Below are 17,670 nucleotides of genomic sequence, written 5' to 3'. Positions count from 1 at the left end.
GTTGCGGAAAAAATCGTGTGATGGAAAAATTTTTTCGCGCTTTGCAGAAGAGCAGATCGCACAGGCCGCCCGACGGCGAAAAGCGGCTTGCGCAATCCTTTGCGCATGGTAATTTGCGCGACATGAAATCGCCCCCGAAATTCGCCGCCCGTTGCTATGCGCTAGCCTCGATCCTGCCATTGCTCGCCATGGGCGCGGCGCCCGCCCATGCGGCGACCCCGGTCAACGCAGCAAAGGGGGCTGAGCAACTGTGCGGGGGCTTGGACCAACGTGCTCTGGCCGATCTGGTGATCGAAAGCGTGCAGCCCCATGCCGCAGGCCCCGGCCCCGTTGCACCTGTGCCGCCGGGCATGACGCCGCCGCCCGCGCCAATCCTGCCCGCCCATTGCGAGGTGATCGGCCACACCGAACAGCGCGTGGGCCGTGATGGCCAGAATTACGCCATCCGCTTTCACCTGCGCCTGCCCGAGGCTTGGAACGGCGGCTTTTTCTTTCAGGGCGGCGGCGGCAGCGATGGCGATCTGGGCGATGCGGTGGGCGCCATGGGGGTTTCGCCCCCGGCGCTGGCGCGCGGCTATGCGGTGCTCTCGCAGGATTCAGGCCATGACAACACCACCAACTTCGATCCCAAGCGCGGCGGCACGCTGGCCTTTGGCTTCGACCCGCTGGCGCGCACCAATTACGGCCATGCATCGCTGCAAAAATCGGTGCTGGCCGCGCGCAAGGTGATCGCGGCCCGCTATGGGCAAGCGCCAAAGCACAGCTATTTTGTCGGCTGCTCCAAAGGCGGTCAGGAAGGCATGGCGCTGGTCCAGCGCTATCCCACCCTGTTTGACGGGGTGGTGGTGACGGCGCCGGGCATGTCCCTGCCCCGCGCCGCGATCGGCGAGGCCTGGAACACCAAGAGCTTCAGCTTTTCGGCCGCAAACGGCCATGGTCCGCTCACCCCGCTCAGCATCGCGCAAGGGTTTTCCGACGGCGATTTCGCTCTGGCCCGCAAGGCGATATTGCGCGCCTGTGACAAGCTGGACGGGCTGGCCGATGGCATGATACTGGCGGTGGGCCAATGCACCTCGGCGCGGGTTCTGCCCGCCTTCAACGCCCTCCGGTGCAAAAGCGCCAAGACCAACACCTGCCTGACCGGCGAGCAGATCACCGCTTTGCAGCGGGTCAACAGCGGCCCGCGCAACAGCCGGGGCCAGAGCATTTATCCCGGCTTCCCATGGGACGCCGGATGGGGCGCGGCGGATTGGCGCATCTGGCAATTGGGGACGGCGGACGGGCGGGTTCCCTCGCTCAACATGCTGATGGGGGCTGGCGCGCTCGCCTCGATCTTCTCGGTGCCCCCGCAGGCTTTGGCGCCGGGCGCCGAGGGCGGTCTGGCCTTTCAGATGGCGCTTGATCTGGACCGGGCCGAACAGGGCATTCTGGCGCGCGGCGGCGATTTCGCCACATCGGGCTGGGATGACGTCTCGGCCCGCTCGACCGACCTTTCTGGCTTTCTGGGTCATGGCGGGCGGCTGATGGTGCTGCATGGCGGCTCGGATCCGGTCTTTTCGATTGCTGACACGCTGGACTGGTATCGCGCGATGCTGGCGCGCAATGGCGTTGCGGCGCAGACCAACACCCGCTTTTTCGCCGTGCCCGCCATGAACCATTGCACCGGCGGCCCCGCCACCGACCAATATGCCGCCTTTGACGCCATGGTCGCATGGGTCGAACAGCACAAGGCACCCGAAAGGATCATCGCCCGCGCAGGCCCCGCATCGCCCTTTCCGGGGCGCGAACGCCCGCTTTGCGCCTTTCCCAAAATCGCCCGCTATCGCGGCGGCGACCCGGAAAAGGCGGAAAGTTTCATCTGCAGTTGACGGTTAGCGCGCCCGGTAGAAGCGGATCACCACCGAGGGATGCGCGGCATCCTTGCCCCCTTCCAACCGGCTGATCCAGGCGCCATGGTTGAGCCAGCCATAGCGCCCCATCGGCGCCTCAAACCTCGGCTGGGTGAAGGCGGGCGTGAAAGACTGGCCCTTTTCGAGGCAGAACTGGCCATGGTTGACCACGTTGAACATCACGCCATCATCGGTTTGCAGGAAATAGTCGGCATGCAGGCTGCTGCATCCCGCCGATGTCTGCAATTGCCAGTCCCATCCGCCGGGCACCACCTTGCCCTTGATGGCGGGGCCGGAAAATGTGCCGCCGATGATGGGGATATAGCCGCGCTGGCCAAAGGCGGTGCCGCCAACCTCGACACGCGGGGCCAGCAGGACTTCGGCCTCAAACATGAATTCCATTTGCGGCGCGGGCGGAGCACTCTGCGGCGCGGGCGGCGCGCTTTGCGCCCCAGCAGCCACCGGCGCCAGCGTAAGGGCCAAAGCGGCGGCGATTTTCAGAACAGGCACGATTAGAGTCTCCCAACAGCTGTGATTGTCGGGTAGGGTAAAGCAAACGTTTGTGCATTCCAAGGATGACCGAGATGGACAAGAACATTTTCGCCACCGATCGCCGCGCCGCTTTACGTCTGATGGCGGGCGCGGGCGCCGCCCTGCTGCCGGGCGGATCGCTGTGCGCCAAGGAAGCGGGCGGGGTCGCCGGTCTGCCCTTTGTCGATCCGGAACTGCGCGATGCGGCCAAACAGATCATCGCCATGACCAGCGGGTTCTATCCGATGGGGCCGTCCAAATTGCCCATGCTGCGCGGGCCGATTGCCAAGGCCGCGCTTCCCGACCATCCCGCCGTGCCGATCCGCACCGTCATGGCGCCTGTCGGCAAGGGGTTGGGCGAGGTCAAACTTTATGTCCTGAATGAGAAGCCCGGCGGCGCCCCGCGCCCTGCCATCCTGCATACCCATGGCGGCGGCTTCATCACCGGCTCGCCCTTGCTGGAAATCGGCGGGCTGATCGATCTGGCGCGTGAGCTCGATTGCGTCATCGTCTCGGTCGAATATTCCCTTGCGCCCGAAGCGCCATGGTCTGTCTCGATGGAGCAGAATTATGCGGGCCTGCTCTGGCTGCATCATCAGGCCGCCGCGCTGGGCGTGGACCCGGCGCGGATCGCGGTGGCGGGCGAAAGCGCGGGCGGCGGCCATGCCGCGCTCTTGGCGCAGACCGCGCGTGATCGGGGCGAAGTGCCGGTCGCGTTTCAATGCCTGATCTATCCCATGCTGGATGATCGGACCGGATCGACCTGGCATCCCGCACCGGGCCTGGGCTGCATCGGATGGGACAGCGATGCCAACAGCTATGGCTGGCGCGCTTTTCTGGGCCAAAAGCCGGGGACGGCGCAGGTCCCCCGCCGTGCCGTTCCCGCCCGCGCCGCCAGCCTTGCGGGCCTGCCGCCCGCCTTTATCGCTGTGGGCTCGATCGACCTCTTCGCCCGCGAAGACATCGCCTATGCCGAGCGCCTGACCGCCAGCGGCGTGCCTGCCGAACTGCTGGTCGTGCCCGGCGCATTTCATGGGTTTGACAAGGTGATGCCCGGCGCCTGGGTCTCGCGGCAAGTGCTGTCGGCGCGCGCGGCCGCCTATCGGCGCGCATTTGGGCTATAATCCCGGTTTTGCTTGCCCGATCCGGGCGCCGCGATAGAACGACAGGCATCAACAGGGAGCCGATGGATTGAACAGCCCGACCAATATTAAGCAACTGGCCGATCTGGCCGGGGTCTCTGCGGGCACGGTTTCACGCGCGCTTTCCGGTTCGGGCCGGGTCAGCCCCAAAACGCGCGAGCGGATCATCACTCTGGCGCAAAAGTTGGGCTATCAGCCCAATCTGCTGGCGCGCAACATGCGGATGCGCAAGACCAGCACGGTGGGCATGCTGGTGCCGCTGGGCCATGATGATCTTCAGCATCTCTCCGATCCGTTTTTCAACACGATGAGCGGCTATCTGGCCGATGCGCTGGCTGATCAGGGCTATGACCTGCTGCTCTCGCGCGTGATCCCTTCGGATGAGCGCTGGATCGAGAATTACGCGCGTTCGGGCCGGGTCGATGGCGTGCTGATCATCGGCCAGTCCAACCAGCTGGCCGTGATCGAGGCCACCTCGCTGGCCTATCATCCGATGGTGGTGTGGGGCGGTCAGGTTCCGGGCCAGCACCATTGCTCGGTGGGGTCGGACAATCGCGCAGGCGGGATGCTGGCCGCGCGTCACCTGATCGAGCGAGGATGCCAACGCATCGCCTATCTGGGCCCGGTCGAGGGACCGGAATTCGGCGCGAGGCTCGATGGCGTGCGACAGGCGCTGGCCATCGCCGGGCGGGGCGAGGAATTGCAGATCATGCCCTCGCATTGCGAACCGGCGGCGGCCTATGATGACGCGCTGGCTCTGTTGCGCGCCTTGCCGGTGATGCCGGACGGCCTTGTCGCGGCATCCGACGTCACGGCGATCAGCGTGATCCGCGCCCTGGGCACGATGGGCCTGCGTGTACCTGAACAGGTCAAGGTGGTGGGCTATGACGGACTGCCGCTGGGCGAACTGGTCTCGCCGCCGCTGACCACGATTGACCAGCAATTGCGGCATGGCGCGCGGGTGATGGTCGATCTGCTGCTCAAACGCATGGCGGGCGAGCCGACCAGCAGCGTGCTGATCGACCCGCAATTGATTCAGCGTGAGTCGAGCTGAATCCGGCTGGAGTCGCCTTCCAGCAAGAGGGTGAACCATGGCGCGGGGCTGCCGCCAAAGGCACGGCGGCGCCCTTCGGCATCCGACGGCGCGGCATCCGGCGTAACGCCGGGCCAGTCGGCAAAGCCGGTCACGCGGCAGTCGCCCAGCACCCACCAACTGTAGGCCTGCCAAGGGGTTTCCTCCGGGTTGCCCGCCACCAACGTGTCGCCATTGATCGGACGGAACGGCCCCAGCGGCCCCTCGCCCACCACGCCGTAAAGGCCGGTCGGCCCCTGCGCCGCATCCGCAACGAACACCTTGCGCTGCGTGGACCAGAACAAGTAATATTGGCCGCCGAGATAGCGCATATGCGGCCGTTCGAGTTCATTGTTCAGACCGTCGGCATCCACCACCGGAGGGAGCAGGCGCCAAGGGCCATGCGCCCCGTCGAACGAATGGGCCACGCCGATCACCCCATTCCACGACGAGGTGGAAGCCGCCTTTGAAGCGGTAAAGAACAGGAAATGCTCGCCGCTGCGCGGGTCCTGAAAATAAAACGGGTCGCGGAAAGCCTTAATCGTTCCCGCGCCGCCCTCGCTGCCGCGCACTTGCAGATAGATCTCGCCATCGGCGCTGACGGCCTCGGCGGGATCGCTCCACCCCTTGATCACGGGCTTGTCGCCATGCCATTGCAATGTGCCCTCGCAAAGGAACAGGCGCTGTTCAAAGCTGGGGCTTGCCTCATTGCGGCGACCGGCGGCGGTGAACCAGCACAGCACGCGGTCTCCATCAGGCTGATAGAGCGCGCTGCCCGACCATTCGCGGCTGCCCGGCGTATGGCCATCGGGAAAGGCTGGACCGAAATCGGCCCAGCCCGAGCCATCCGACGCTTCGAGCAGGAGGTGGATCCGGGCGATGGCATGGCGGTCCTCGGGATCGGGCAGAACCGGCGCGGCCAGCGCCAGCCAGAGCCAGCCCTGCGCAAAGGTGTGCGCATGACCTTCGGGATTTTCCACCGGCCACATATCCCAGATATCCAGACCCGGCAGACGAGGCGCGCAGGCATCCTGCGCGAATGTAGGGATAGTGTTTTCGTCAGTTGGGCGGAGCGCCGCGATCTGATCCGCAGTCCAGCGAAAGGCCAAGGGGTGAGGCGAATCGGCCACACATTGCAAACGTTTGTTCATAGATTTCCTTCCCCTATCGTCGCACAGCAAAAATAATCTCGAATAATCCGTAATTTATTCCGGATTTCGCATCAGCCATCAGCGGAAATGCCTTAGAAAATTCCCCCTAGGCAACCAATGCTAACGATTGTAACAGATGCGCAATCGGTTGTGCAAGGGCAGCGACTCGTTGCAGCAGCCGTCAGGAGAGTGGCGCCGCCCCCGGCGCCGGAAAACACAGGTATGATCCCGGGAGGACGCCATGAAATATTCCGCCATCTTGCTCGCCAGCGCCGCGCTGTTTCCCTTGGCCACCCCTGCCCTTGCGCAGAATTCGGCGGCGGCAAGCGAACCGATCACCACCGAAATCGTGGTGACCGCGCAAAAGAGCAGCGAAAAGATCTCCAAGGCGCCGATCGCCGTCAGCGTGGTCTCACAGGCCGCGCTCGATCGCCAATCGATCACCAGCGCCGACCGGCTGGTCTCGACTGTGCCCTCGCTGCAATTGAGCCAGAACGGCTTTGCCATTCGCGGCATCGGCAGCAACAACGGCTTTTCGGGCTATTCGACCGTCGCCACCCAGTTTGACGGGATCTACAACCCCTCCTCGGTGGCGCTGGGTCTGGCCATGTTCGACATCGGCTCGGTCGAGGTGCTGCGCGGGCCGCAGGGCACGGTCTATGGCCGCAACGCCACGGCGGGCGTGGTCAACATCAATTCGGCCGATCCGGGCAAGCAACTGGGCGGCAGCGCCAGCCTGCAATATGGCCGCTTCAACGACATCCGCGCCCAGGTCGCCGTCGATCTGCCGGTCAGCGACACTTTCGGCCTGCGCGTTGCCGCCTTCCGTCAGGTGAATGATGGCTATGGCGCGCAATTGGGCACCACCCGCTTTGACAAGGCGGATCTGGGCGGCGTGCGCCTGACCGCCAAATGGGCGATCACGCCCACGCTGACATGGCGCGTGTCGGGCTCTTATGCCGAAAACAACGGCACGGTGCCCACCGTCTATCTGCGCAATTACAATTATTATCCGCAAGCCAACCTGACCGCCGGCACATTCGGCCCGGTCACGATCATCCCGACCCGCTTTGACACGGTCAATCCGGGGCTGGATCAGGTCCGCAACAACCGCCTCAACGTCAAGAGCTATGACGTGCGCTCCAAGCTGATGTGGCAGGCCACCGACAGCCTCAGCCTGACCTGGCTGGCGGGCTATTCCTCGCTGGTGAACAATGGCGTGGCGGCGGCCACAGGCGTGTTTTCGCAGGAATACATCAACCACAAGACCAACAGCTGGTCGCAGGAACTGGACGTCAATTTCCAGCGCGGCCCGGTCAAGCTGGTGGCGGGCGCCTATATCTATCAGGACGAAATCCCCTCGGGCATGCGCCTGCTGCATGCGGGCAACACCGCGCCCGCGCCCTTTGCCTCGGTTTACAATCTCTTTGGCTCGCTGGTGGCCAGCACCGGCAATCAGATCGGCACGATCAACGCCGTGGACGTGGTCAACAACTATTCCGGCGAGGGCAGCAAGTCGCGCGCCCTGTTCGGCCAAGGCACGTTCTCGCTGACCGACCGCCTGCGCGCGACAGCGGGCGTCCGCGCCACATGGGATGATGTTAACGGGCGTGAACAGCAGTTGGTCTGCCCCGGCGGAACGGTCACGCGGGCCAACATCAGCGCCACCACCTGCCCCGGCGGTTTCGCCCTTGCCTATACCGATGATCGGGGCCGCGCGGCGGCCAGCTTCAGCAAGGTCAGCTGGAAGGCCGGTCTTGATTATGACCTGACGCCGGGCATTCTGGCCTATGCCACGGTTTCGACCGGCTATCGCGGCGGCGGCCTGCAATCCAGCGGCAATCCTACCGCCTATCAGCAATATGCGCCCGAAACCGTCACCAATTATGAAGCGGGCCTGCGCGCCAAATTGCTGGGTGATCGCCTGTTTATCGGCCTGACCGGCTATCAGATGGATTACCAGAACCTTCAGGTTTCCTCGATCGTCGTTGATCCGGTGCAGGGGCCGATCGCCGTCACCACCAATGCGGCCAAGGCACGCATTCGCGGCGTGGATCTGGAAACCACGTATCGCCCGACGCGCAACGACACCATTTCGGGCTATCTGGCCTATATGGTGGCCGAATATCGCAGCTTCCCTGGCGCTTCGGACAATCTGCATTCGGCCGACACGATGTATAACATCTTCGGCCCGATCCTTGGCTATGCCGCGATCCCCTCGGCCTCGGCGGATTATTCGGGCAAGCGTTTGACCAATGCGCCGCAATTTTCCGCCCGTTTCAGCTATGCTCACAGCTTTGATCTGGCCTCGGGCGGCAAAATCACCCCTTCGGTCGATTTCTATGCCCAGTCCAAGACCTTTGCGAGCAGCGACAATGCCGTGCAGGGCCGGATCGCGGGCTATACTAAGACCGATCTCAACCTGCGCTATGACGAGCCGAGCGGCCACGCCTACATCAACCTGTTCATGAACAATGTTGAGGACCGCCGCATTGCCACCACGGTCGTCCCGGTGTGGAGTTCGACCACGGCCAGCTATGCCCCGCCGCGCACCTATGGCGTGCGGCTTGGCTTCAAGTACTAAAACCAACTTGGCAATCGCAGGCCCGTCGATCATGGTTGATCGGCGGGCCTGTCGCCGCGCCCGCCTTGTGTGACGAGAGGAATGTTTCCCTGTACTGGAACCGACGCCGCACGATTCAGGCCGGATTTGCCGCTCTTGCCGGAGCCCTCATGACCAAGCCTGCCCAAGCCGCCACGCCTTTGCTGATCCCGGAAGGCGGCGGCCCATTGCCTGCGGCATGGCAGGCCGCGCAGCGCCTTCCGCTGTGGCCCAAGGGCGCGGCCGACAAAGGTTTTACGCCCCGCGAACGCCGCGCCGATTGGCCTCAGACCTTTTTGAGCAACATCGCCGAGCCGGAATTGCGCCTGTTTCGCGCCGCCAAGCCCAATGGCAAGGCTTTGCTGGTGATTCCCGGCGGGGCGTATAATTTCGTCTCGATCCGCAATGAAGGCGTCGATGTGGCCCGCGTGTTCAACGCGGTGGGCTATCATGTCTATGTTCTGGTCTATCGCCTGCCGGGCGAAGGTTGGGCGGATCGGGCCGATGTGCCGTTGATGGACGCCCAGCGCGCGATGCGGTTGATCCGTTCGCGCGCCGCGCACGACGGGGTTTCAGACCCCGACATCGCCGTCATCGGCTTTTCTGCCGGGGGTCATCTGGCCGCCTCGCTGCTGACCGGGTTTGAGGAAAAACTGGCGCAGCCGGTCGATGCCATTGATGGCTTGGACGCGCGGCCGCATGCCGCGATCCTTGTCTATCCGGTGATCGCCATGGTGGCGCCCTATACCCATGCCTGGTCGGCCCAGACGCTGCTGGGCCCATCGCCCGATGCGGCGCTGATCGCGCGGCGTTCGCCGGTTCAGCATGTTTCGGCACAGACGCCGCCGGTATTTCTGGTCCATGCCCTCGACGATGATGCGGTGCCTTACCAGAACAGCGTGATGATGGCCGAGGCTCTGACCAAGGCGGGCCATGCGCCCGAAATGCATCTGTTCGCCGAGGGCAAGCATGGGTTTGGCATTGGCCCCGCCAATGGCTCGGCGGGGCAATGGACCGTGCTGGCGCAAAAATGGTTGGCGCGACTGGGGTAAGCGTTCCTGCCGCGCGGTTCAAGGCAAGGCCTTCCTTGCCCCCGCCGCATGGAGGACAAGGGCAATCGCCGCCAGCGCGCCGCCCAGCAGACAGACCGCAGGCCATGCCATCACCTGCCACACGGTGATGGCCAGCGCCGAGCCTGCCGCCCCGCCCAGAAACATGCCGCCCATAAACAGCGTGTTGAGCCGGGCGCGGGCGTCGGGCCGCAGCGCATAGACCAGATGCTGGTGCGAAATCAGCGCGCCCTGCACCGCAAGATCAAGCACAATACAGCCCAGCGCCAATCCGGCGATGCCCAACGGAAGCGCGGCAATCCCCATGCCGACCATCGTCAGGATCGTTCCGGCGGCAATCGCCGCGCCCGGCCCGCGCCGGTCGGCCAAATGGCCCGCCATGGGGGCGGCCAACACGCCCGCCGCGCCCACGATGCCGAACAGGCCCGCCACCGAAGGGCCATAGCCCAAATGCTGCACCTGAAGCGCCAGCGTGCTCCAAAAGGCGCTGAAAGCGGCAAAGAGCAGGCCCTGCATCAGGGTGGCGCGGCGCAGCACCGGCAGGTCGCGCCACAGGTGCCACAGCGAGGCCAGCAGATGGCGATAGGTCAGCGCGCGTTCCGGCAAGGAAATCGGCAAAGTCCTGCGCGAGAGCGCGGCGGCGAACAGCGCCAACGGCACGCCCAGCCAGAACATCGCGCGCCAGCCCGCCTGCTGCCCCACAAACCCGGCCAGCGTGCGGCTGAGCAAAATGCCGAGCAGCAGCCCCGCCATCACCTTGCCGATGACGGCCCCGCGCTGGGCGGGGGGCGCGACATGGGCGGCGAGCGGGACGATCTGCTGGGCGACGGTGGCAAAGGCGCCGACCATCAGCGACCCCAGCAGCAACGCTCCCCCCGTGGGCGCCAGCGCGGCCAACACCAGCGCCACCGACAAGGCCGCGAATTGGACAACGATCAGCCGCCTGCGCTCCAGCAGATCGCCCAGCGGGACCAGCAGAAACAGGCCCAAAGCATAGCCAAGCTGGGTCACGGTGGGCACGAAACCGGCCGCCGCGCCGGGCAGGTCGCGCTGGATCAGCCCCAGCATCGGCTGGTTATAGTAGATGTTGGCCACGGCCAGACCGGTCGCGGCAGCCATGCTGAAGGTCAAGCTGCGCGGCATGGACCGATTGGGCGCGGCGGTCATGACACCACCTCTTGCGCGGCCAATTCGGCCAGAGTGGGATAGTCGATATAGCCATGCGCGCCGCCGCCGTAAAAGGTCGTCGGGTCGGGTTCATTGAGCGGGGCATCGATCCGCAGGCGCGCGGGCAGGTCGGGGTTGGCGAGAAACGGGCGACCAAATGCGATCAGATCGCCGCGGCCATCGGCCAGCGCCTTTTCCGCATTCCACCGCGTATAGCCGCCCGCCAGAATGATCGGGCCGGAGAAGCGGGCGCGAATGTCCTGCATCAGCGCCTGCGCGCGCGGATCGGTCACGGCGGCAATGTCGCGCCCGTTCACCGCCGGTTCCACCAGATGGAGATAGGCCAGATTGCGTTGATCGAGCGCGCTGACAACATGGGCAAACAGTGCCTCGGGATCGGCCTCGTCCATGCCAAAGGCCTTGCCCATGGGCGCAAGGCGCACCCCCACCCGCGCGCTGCCGATGGCGGCGGCCACCGCATCGACCACTTCGAGCAACAGGCGGGCGCGGTTCTCCGGGGCGCCGCCATAGCGGTCGGTCCGCCAATTGCTGGCGCTGTTGAGAAACTGGTCGAGCAGGTAGCCATTGGCCGCGTGCAGTTCCACCCCGTCAAGCCCGGCCTCGATCGCATTGCGCGCGGCCTGAACATAGTCGGCGATGATCATCTGGATGCCCGCAATGCTCAATTCCTGCGGCTCGGGCACTTCGGCAAAGGTGCCCTTGCCATCCGGACCGGGGATGAAGGCCTTGGCCGGAACCGGCATCACCGTGGGGGCGACAGGGCGCGCGCCGCCCGGCTGAAACACGCCATGCGACACGCGCCCGACATGCCAGAGCTGGGCCACGATGCGCCCGCCTTCCTGATGCACGGCCTCGGCAATCCTGGCCCAGCCCGCCACTTGCGCAGGCGTGTGAATGCCGGGGGTCCAGGCGTAGCCCTGACCCTGCTGGGAAATCTGGGTGCCTTCGGTGATGATCAGCCCGGCCGAGGCGCGCTGGCGATAATACTCGACGGCCATCGGCGAAGGCACATTGCCCGCCGCAGCGCGCGAACGGGTGAGCGGCGCCATGACGATCCGATTGGACAGATCGATCGCGCCAAGACGAGCGGGGGCAAAAAGCAGGTCGGTCATCACGGGAACTCTCGGGTTGGGACAGGGCCGAGGGGCGCGTCCGGGTTGGTGCCGGAGATGTGCTCCCATTCGCAGCCTTTGATAATCAGGTGATTTTTGCGATGATCTTTGCAGAATACGCAAAGATCACAAGGCACGATCCCAATAGGGCGGCGTGCCGAAGCGCTCGGCCATGAAATCGACGAAAGCGCGCACTTTGCGCGAACCCTTGCGGTCGGGCAGATAGAGCGCGTGAATGCCGCTGTCGGGCATAATGGGCGCCCCGGGCCTGCTGATGTCCGCCTGCCACTCGGTCAGCACGGGTTGCAGGAGGCCTTGGGCCACCTCGTCGCCCACCAGCCAGGTCGGCAGCATCACCAGCCCGAAACCGGCCAGCGCGGCCTCCTTCAACGCTTCGGCCTGATTGGCGCGCAGGGGGCCTTTCACGCGGATTTGTTCAAGGCGCGAGCCCTGGGTAAACCGCCAGTATCGCTCGCCATCGGCAAAGGCAAAGGTGAGGCAAGCCATCCCCGCTATATCCTGCGGCTCGACCGGGGCGGGGTGGGCGGCCAGGTAGGCCGGGCTGGCGCAAACGATGCGGCGGTGGGGCGCAAGGCGGCGCGCGATCAGGCTGGAGGAATCGAGCGCCCCCAGCCGCACCGCGACATCGATCCGCTGTTCGACCAGATTGACCAGAGCATCGCTCATGACCAGATCAAGCTCGATGAGAGGATATTCGGCCATAAAGCGCGGGAGAAACGGCGTGATATGCATCCGCGCAAAGGAGGCGGGCAGGCTGACCCGCAAACGACCGCGCGGCGGCCCCTCCCCCTCGCGGATATGGTTGTTGGCCTCCTCCAGTTCAGCCAGCAGCCGGGCTGCACGCGGGTAATAGCTCTCGCCCGCAACGGTCAGCGAAACATTGCGCGTCGAACGGTTGAGCAGGCTGACACCGAGCGATGCCTCCAGCGCATCGACATGGCGCGTGAAGGAGGACGGCGCTTGCCCTGCGCGCCGGGCCGCAGGCGCAAACCCGCCCTCCTCGACCACCGAGACAAAGGCGCGCAAGGCAGCAAACATATCCATGCCTTGGTCATAACCCCTGCGCGCAAAAAGCCAAGCAGCATGGCGCAGACAGGCGCGAGCCATTGGCACCCGTGCCGCGAGAGTGCCAAATTCTCGATAGAAACTAGAGGCTTAATCCGATTACTCGCGCGATTTTCGACTTGACACCGGGGCGTGAAATACAAATCCTATCGGCATTGCCAAACCAACAGGGATGACCAAACAAGCAGAGGAGATCACCATATGGGCACACATGACGAATTTGCACGGCAACTGCAGGGTTATGGTCTATCGACCGCAGAAATCAGCTATTTCATGCCCGACTATCCTTCGCTGCTGCAAATATTCGTCTGGCAATTTTATGACGAGGCGCCCCATTTCCCGGAATTGCGCCGCTTTCTGGATACATGGCGGCGCGATATTGAGGCTGTGCTGCATTCTGTGCGTTTCGTCCATGACCGCCTGCTTGGCCCGCGCGTATGGCATCCCAAGGCGGGGATCATCACGGTCCAATAGGCGGGGGCGCGGCACTAGCGCATAGCCTTGCGCTCCAACGCATGGCAATCCGCATCACCGGCCAGCGGGTCCTGACGCCCGGCAATCGCCGAGCCAAGCATGTTGAGCACGCCGCCCACCGATTTGGTCTTTTGCGGCACGGAAATATCGGGCGAGCGGATGGTCCCGCCAATCGTCACCTGTCCGGGCAGGCGCAGCAGCGATGCCTTTTTGGGCGCGCCTTTGAGCGCCAGTGTCAGTCGCTCGCTGCGCAGGTTGATGGTGCCCCATACCTGCGTTTGGGCGCGCGTGGAATCGATAAGGACGGGCGCGGGCCGAGCCATGCCGCCGCGAATATCCAGCCGCGCCGCCACGCAGCGCAACGTGTCGGTCTTGTCCTTGTCCAGCGTCAGACCGCGCACGATATCCTGGCCCAACAGGGCGGCGGTGCGCGCAGGGATCTGCCCGTCGCGCGCCACCAGAGCAAACACGCCATCGCCCGCCCCGATCGCCTCGGCGATGGTATGGCCATAGCCGACAACAGCCAGACGCCCGATCATACTGCCGTCAATCTGGGCACGAGGGAAGAAATCGAGCAGACGCGCGCCTTTGAGGCCAAGGCGCAGGTCCAGCTTGGGATCGGGTTTTTTGCTGTTGGTCTGGTCAATCACCATCGCGCCATCCATGCTGCCATGGGTCATCCCAACATGCAGTGCGCTCAATTCCAAACGGCTGTGCTCCAGTGAGAGATGGGCGCTCATGCTGCGAAAAGGGCTTGGTCCGGGCCAGAGCAAGTGCTTCACCCGCAGGTCGAGCGCGCCATCCGTGCGCCCCACCCGGCTCAGATCAATGGCCGAACCGGGCAGGATGCGCGCGCCCAGACGCGCCTTGATCGCCGCCGCCCGCCGTTTGCCTTCGTCGGATGAGAGATCATCAAAATCAAACCGATCCGATTGGAGCGCGCCGTCGATCCTCGTGCGGCCATCCCGTTTGAGAATGGTGGCATGGCCCGCGATATCGGACCGCCCGATCGTCCCGCGCAGGTCCTCAATGATCCAATCAGGCTTGTCGCGCCGGATGCTGGCCGTCAGGGTAACAGGCTGGGTGCCGGGCAGACCGGCCTCGATAATGGCGTCCAGCAAGCGCAGGTCGCGGCCATGCGCGCGCGCCTTGCCCCGCAAATGGGCCAGATCCAGCGGCGAGGGCATGGTGCCGTCAAGCGCAAAACCCACCGCAGGGCCTTCAATGGCAACGCTGAAGGGCCATTCGCCCTGCGCCTGCCCATCCACCACCGCAGCGCCATGGCCGGTGATGCTGACCCGGTTGCCAAGGATGAGGCCCTGACCGTTGATCGTCAGCCCGCTGGCATCGGAGGACACCGCCACATCCATCGAACGGTCCCGCTTCTGGTCAAGATAGCGCAGTCGGCTGTCCGCCACGCGCAGCATCATGAGGCGCGCGCCGGACTTGCTCGGCCCATCCTCGCCCTTCGTGTTCTCGCCCCAATTCTTGCGGCCCTGCGCCGTGCGATAGAATTGCAGGTTGGCGCCGCGCACCTCGGCCCGCTCGACCGCATCGCGCCCGAAAATCAGCGCCCATGTCGACAAGGTCAAGTCCACCTGCCCAATCTGCGCCAGATCGCCCAGCGAAGGATCAACCCAGGCCGGTTGCGGAATGCGCACCGCGCGAAGGCGCAGGCGCGGGTGAAAGGAAACAGCATCGAGCCGCTCCATCGCCCCGATGCTGACCGTGCTGCCGATGGTCTGGCTCAACCGGCTTTCGAGCGCCCCCTTCAACATGCCCCACGGAAAAGCCGCCAGCCCCAGCACGCCAATCACCCCCAGCCCGCCCAGCACAAAGGCCAGATTGCGAAGGCGCGAAAGGGTGGTCCCAGACATCGTAACAGGGGGCAGTTTCATGGTGCGGTATCATTCCTCGCCGGTCGGTTGCATCGGTGTAATGCGCGGCGCGCCAAATGGAGCCACCTCCCCATTGCCCGATGGTCGATTGCGGGCTTCGGCGCGGCAAGGCAGGTGTGAGATCCCGGCGCGAAATGCGCAAACCGACAGCGTGCAAACGAAAGAACCCGCTGGAAAACGGCGCATGATAACGCTATCTTCGTGATAGGGCGCAAATCCGGTCCGACAGGATTGACCTCGCGCCCCGCGATTTGCTGCCCCCTTCTTGTTGCAAAATGCAGGTTTCTCATGGTCCTTCGCATGCCCCTCGCTCTGGCCGCCGCCCTATCCCTGCTGTCGCTGCCCTGCGCCGCGCGGGCGGAGGATGGCCATCAACTTTGGCTGCGCGATCCCCCCGAAGCGGCGGGACACGCGCCGGCCATTGCCGCCCCCGATGCCAGCGCTCGGCCGACGCTGGCGCTGGCCATAGCCGAACTCAGGCGCGGCCTTGCGTCACCTTTGCGTCAGGGGCGGTTTCGCCTGATCACCCCTGCCGATGGGCCATGGCCTGCGCGTTATGACCGTATGGGCGCGCAAGGCTTTGCGCTATCCAGCCGCAAGCTGGGCGGGCGCATCGAAACCAGCATTGCCGCCAACACCGATCTGGGCCTGCTCTATGGCGTGTTTCATTACTTGCGTCTTGCGCATCGCGGGGCGGATATGGCGCGGCTGGATGTGGTGTCCTCGCCGCGCATCGCGCTGCGCGTGCTCGACCATTGGGACAATCTGGATGGCACGGTCGAGCGCGGCTATGCCGGGGCCTCGATCTGGGACTGGTGGCGCCTGCCCGATTGGCGCGATCCGATCTACACCGACTATGCCCGGGCCAATGCCTCGGTCGGCATCAATGGCGCGGTGCTCAACAATGTGAACGCCAAGGCCGACAGCCTGACCGCGCCCTATATCGCCAAGGCGGCGGCGCTGGCCGATGTGTTCCGGCCATGGGGGATCAGGGTCTATCTTTCGGCGCGTTGGTCGGCGCCGATTGAGCTGGGCGGGCTGAAGACGGCCGATCCGCTTGATCCGGCGGTCGCCGCATGGTGGCGGGCCAAGGCCGATGAAATCTATCGCGCCATCCCCGACTTCGGCGGCTTTCTGGTCAAGGCCAACAGCGAGGGCCAGCCCGGCCCCGCCGATTATCACCGCACCCATGCGCAGGGGGCCAATATGCTGGCCGGTGCGCTGCGGCCTCATGGCGGCGTGGTGATGTGGCGGGCCTTTGTCTATGCCCATGACAATCCGGAGGATCGCGCCAAACAGGCCTATAATGAGTTCAAGCCGCTCGACGGCCAGTTTGCCGACAATGTGCTGGTGCAGGTCAAAAACGGCGCCATCGATTTCCAGCCGCGCGAGCCTTTCCATCCGCTGTTTGGCGCCATGCCGCGCACCAATCTGATGATGGAGTTCCAGATCACCAAGGAATATCTGGGCCAATCCACGCATCTCACCTACCTCGGCCCGCTGTTTTCCGAAGCCTTGCAGGCCGATACGAGAGCCAAGGGCGCAGGCTCCACCGTGGCGCGAGTGGTGGATGGTTCGCTGGACGGACACCGGCTGACGGGCATTGCTGGCGTGGCCAATATCGGCGCGAACCGCGACTGGTCAGGCTCGATCTTCAATCAGGCGGACTGGTATGCCTTTGGCCGTCTGGCGTGGGACCCCGACCTCTCGCCAGAGGCCATCGCGCGCGAATGGGCGGCGCAGACCTTCTCGTCCGCGCCCAAGGTGGTCGATGCCGTTGCCGCGATCATGATGCCCTCGCGCGAGGCGACGGTGGATTACATGACCCCGCTGGGCCTTGCCCATCAGATGAGCGTTTATGGCCATTACGGACCCGGCCCATGGGTCAACACGCTGGCTCGCCCGGAATGGAACCCGGTCTATTACAACCGCGCCGATGCGCAGGGCATCGGCTTTGACCGTACCGCCAGCGGCAGCAATGCCAGCGCGCAATACGCCCCGGCGATTGCGGCCCGACTGGCCCGCCCGGAAACCACCGATGATCGGGATCTGCTGTGGTTTCACCATCTGCCATGGACCTATCGCATGAAAGATGGGGCGACGCTCTGGGATGATCTGGTGCGCCGCTATGATCGCGGCGTGGCGGGGGTCGAGAAGATGCAGGCGCAATGGCAGGCTTTAAAACCCGCCGTCGATGCCGAGAGGTTTGACAAGACCCGTGTGTTTCTGACCATCCAGCGCCGCGATGCGCAATTGTGGCGTGATGCCTCCATCGCCTATTGGCAATCGCTCAACCACCTGCCCCTGCCCGCGGGGAGCGCGCCGCCGGCGCATGATCTGGGTTGGTACAGGGCGCTGACCTTTCCCTATGCGCCGGGAAATCCATAAAACAACGCCATGGCGCGAAGGGCGGCAAACCTTCGCGCCATGGCGCCATAGGGCGGGCGGGGTAAGG

13 protein-coding genes are annotated in these 17,670 nt (G+C 64.7%); 7 read left to right on the top strand and 6 right to left on the bottom strand.

Features of this window, described 5'->3' with window-relative positions; translation table 11 throughout:
* Window positions 1-122: 122 nt before the first annotated feature.
* Window positions 123-1,868, top strand: a complete 1,746-nt coding sequence (locus tag PQ467_RS18860; RefSeq protein WP_274177074.1) for a tannase/feruloyl esterase family alpha/beta hydrolase — start codon at window positions 123-125, stop codon at window positions 1,866-1,868.
* Window positions 1,869-1,871: 3 nt separating this feature from the next.
* Here PQ467_RS18860 and PQ467_RS18855 read toward each other — a convergent pair whose 3' ends face one another.
* Complete coding sequence (locus tag PQ467_RS18855) at window positions 1,872-2,399, bottom strand: DUF3237 domain-containing protein (protein WP_274177073.1); 528 nt, start codon at window positions 2,397-2,399, stop codon at window positions 1,872-1,874.
* Window positions 2,400-2,473: 74 nt separating this feature from the next.
* Between PQ467_RS18855 and PQ467_RS18850 the strand changes: the two genes are divergently transcribed.
* Window positions 2,474-3,544, top strand: coding sequence for an alpha/beta hydrolase (locus tag PQ467_RS18850; protein WP_274177072.1), 1,071 nt, complete (start codon window positions 2,474-2,476; stop codon window positions 3,542-3,544).
* Window positions 3,545-3,611: 67 nt separating this feature from the next.
* On the top strand, window positions 3,612-4,616 hold the full coding sequence (locus tag PQ467_RS18845) for a LacI family DNA-binding transcriptional regulator (RefSeq protein WP_274177071.1): 1,005 nt from the start codon (window positions 3,612-3,614) through the stop codon (window positions 4,614-4,616).
* On the opposite strand, the gene PQ467_RS18840 is transcribed toward PQ467_RS18845, so the two are convergent.
* Entirely contained in the window at window positions 4,598-5,785 is a 1,188-nt protein-coding gene (locus tag PQ467_RS18840; RefSeq protein ID WP_274177070.1) for a glycoside hydrolase family 68 protein, read from the bottom strand. The genes PQ467_RS18845 and PQ467_RS18840 overlap by 19 nt on opposite strands.
* A gap of 241 nt (window positions 5,786-6,026) precedes the next feature.
* Between PQ467_RS18840 and PQ467_RS18835 the strand changes: the two genes are divergently transcribed.
* Entirely contained in the window at window positions 6,027-8,369 is a 2,343-nt protein-coding gene (locus PQ467_RS18835) for a TonB-dependent receptor (protein ID WP_274177069.1), read from the top strand.
* A gap of 149 nt (window positions 8,370-8,518) precedes the next feature.
* Window positions 8,519-9,439 (top strand): alpha/beta hydrolase, encoded by a 921-nt coding sequence (locus tag PQ467_RS18830; RefSeq protein ID WP_274177068.1) that lies wholly within the window; start codon window positions 8,519-8,521, stop codon window positions 9,437-9,439.
* 18 nt (window positions 9,440-9,457) lie between these two features.
* Here PQ467_RS18830 and PQ467_RS18825 read toward each other — a convergent pair whose 3' ends face one another.
* The 3 genes from PQ467_RS18825 to PQ467_RS18815 all read right to left on the bottom strand — a co-directional run bounded on the left by PQ467_RS18825 (window position 9,458) and on the right by PQ467_RS18815 (window position 12,822).
* Window positions 9,458-10,624, bottom strand: coding sequence for an MFS transporter (locus tag PQ467_RS18825; protein ID WP_274177067.1), 1,167 nt, complete (start codon window positions 10,622-10,624; stop codon window positions 9,458-9,460).
* On the bottom strand, window positions 10,621-11,757 hold the full coding sequence (locus PQ467_RS18820; protein ID WP_274177066.1) for an alkene reductase: 1,137 nt from the start codon (window positions 11,755-11,757) through the stop codon (window positions 10,621-10,623). Before PQ467_RS18820 ends, PQ467_RS18825 begins: the two co-directional genes overlap by 4 nt.
* Window positions 11,758-11,883: 126 nt before the next feature.
* Entirely contained in the window at window positions 11,884-12,822 is a 939-nt protein-coding gene (locus PQ467_RS18815) for a LysR family transcriptional regulator (protein ID WP_274177065.1), read from the bottom strand.
* Between the two features lie 222 nt (window positions 12,823-13,044).
* On the opposite strand from PQ467_RS18815, the gene PQ467_RS18810 reads away from it, so the two are divergent.
* On the top strand, window positions 13,045-13,317 hold the full coding sequence (locus PQ467_RS18810) for a protein usg (RefSeq protein WP_274177064.1): 273 nt from the start codon (window positions 13,045-13,047) through the stop codon (window positions 13,315-13,317).
* A 14-nt stretch (window positions 13,318-13,331) separates the two neighbouring features.
* Here PQ467_RS18810 and PQ467_RS18805 read toward each other — a convergent pair whose 3' ends face one another.
* Window positions 13,332-15,215, bottom strand: a complete 1,884-nt coding sequence (locus PQ467_RS18805) for an AsmA family protein (RefSeq protein ID WP_274177063.1) — start codon at window positions 15,213-15,215, stop codon at window positions 13,332-13,334.
* 288 nt (window positions 15,216-15,503) lie between these two features.
* Between PQ467_RS18805 and PQ467_RS18800 the strand changes: the two genes are divergently transcribed.
* Window positions 15,504-17,603 (top strand): alpha-glucuronidase, encoded by a 2,100-nt coding sequence (locus tag PQ467_RS18800; RefSeq protein ID WP_274177062.1) that lies wholly within the window; start codon window positions 15,504-15,506, stop codon window positions 17,601-17,603.
* Window positions 17,604-17,670: the final 67 nt, after the last annotated feature.

The organism is Novosphingobium sp. KACC 22771 (genome assembly GCF_028736195.1).
Lineage (GTDB): Bacteria > Pseudomonadota > Alphaproteobacteria > Sphingomonadales > Sphingomonadaceae > Novosphingobium.
The sequence above is the reverse complement of the archived record's forward strand: the minus strand, read 5'-3'. Positions and strand labels throughout refer to the sequence as shown.

Excerpts from the sequence above, each read along its gene's own strand:
- PQ467_RS18860 (WP_274177074.1), top strand. The coding sequence starts at position 123 with ATGAAATCGCCCCCGAAATTCGCCGCCCGTTGCTATGCGCTAGCCTCG.
- PQ467_RS18850 (WP_274177072.1), top strand. The coding sequence starts at position 2,474 with ATGGACAAGAACATTTTCGCCACCGATCGCCGCGCCGCTTTACGTCTG.
- PQ467_RS18840 (WP_274177070.1), bottom strand. The coding sequence starts at position 5,785 with ATGAACAAACGTTTGCAATGTGTGGCCGATTCGCCTCACCCCTTGGCC.
- PQ467_RS18835 (WP_274177069.1), top strand. The coding sequence starts at position 6,027 with ATGAAATATTCCGCCATCTTGCTCGCCAGCGCCGCGCTGTTTCCCTTG.
- PQ467_RS18830 (WP_274177068.1), top strand. The coding sequence starts at position 8,519 with ATGACCAAGCCTGCCCAAGCCGCCACGCCTTTGCTGATCCCGGAAGGC.
- PQ467_RS18825 (WP_274177067.1), bottom strand. The coding sequence starts at position 10,624 with ATGACCGCCGCGCCCAATCGGTCCATGCCGCGCAGCTTGACCTTCAGC.
- PQ467_RS18820 (WP_274177066.1), bottom strand. The coding sequence starts at position 11,757 with ATGACCGACCTGCTTTTTGCCCCCGCTCGTCTTGGCGCGATCGATCTG.
- PQ467_RS18815 (WP_274177065.1), bottom strand. The coding sequence starts at position 12,822 with ATGGATATGTTTGCTGCCTTGCGCGCCTTTGTCTCGGTGGTCGAGGAG.
- PQ467_RS18810 (WP_274177064.1), top strand. The coding sequence starts at position 13,045 with ATGGGCACACATGACGAATTTGCACGGCAACTGCAGGGTTATGGTCTA.
- PQ467_RS18805 (WP_274177063.1), bottom strand. The coding sequence starts at position 15,215 with ATGAAACTGCCCCCTGTTACGATGTCTGGGACCACCCTTTCGCGCCTT.
- PQ467_RS18800 (WP_274177062.1), top strand. The coding sequence starts at position 15,504 with ATGGTCCTTCGCATGCCCCTCGCTCTGGCCGCCGCCCTATCCCTGCTG.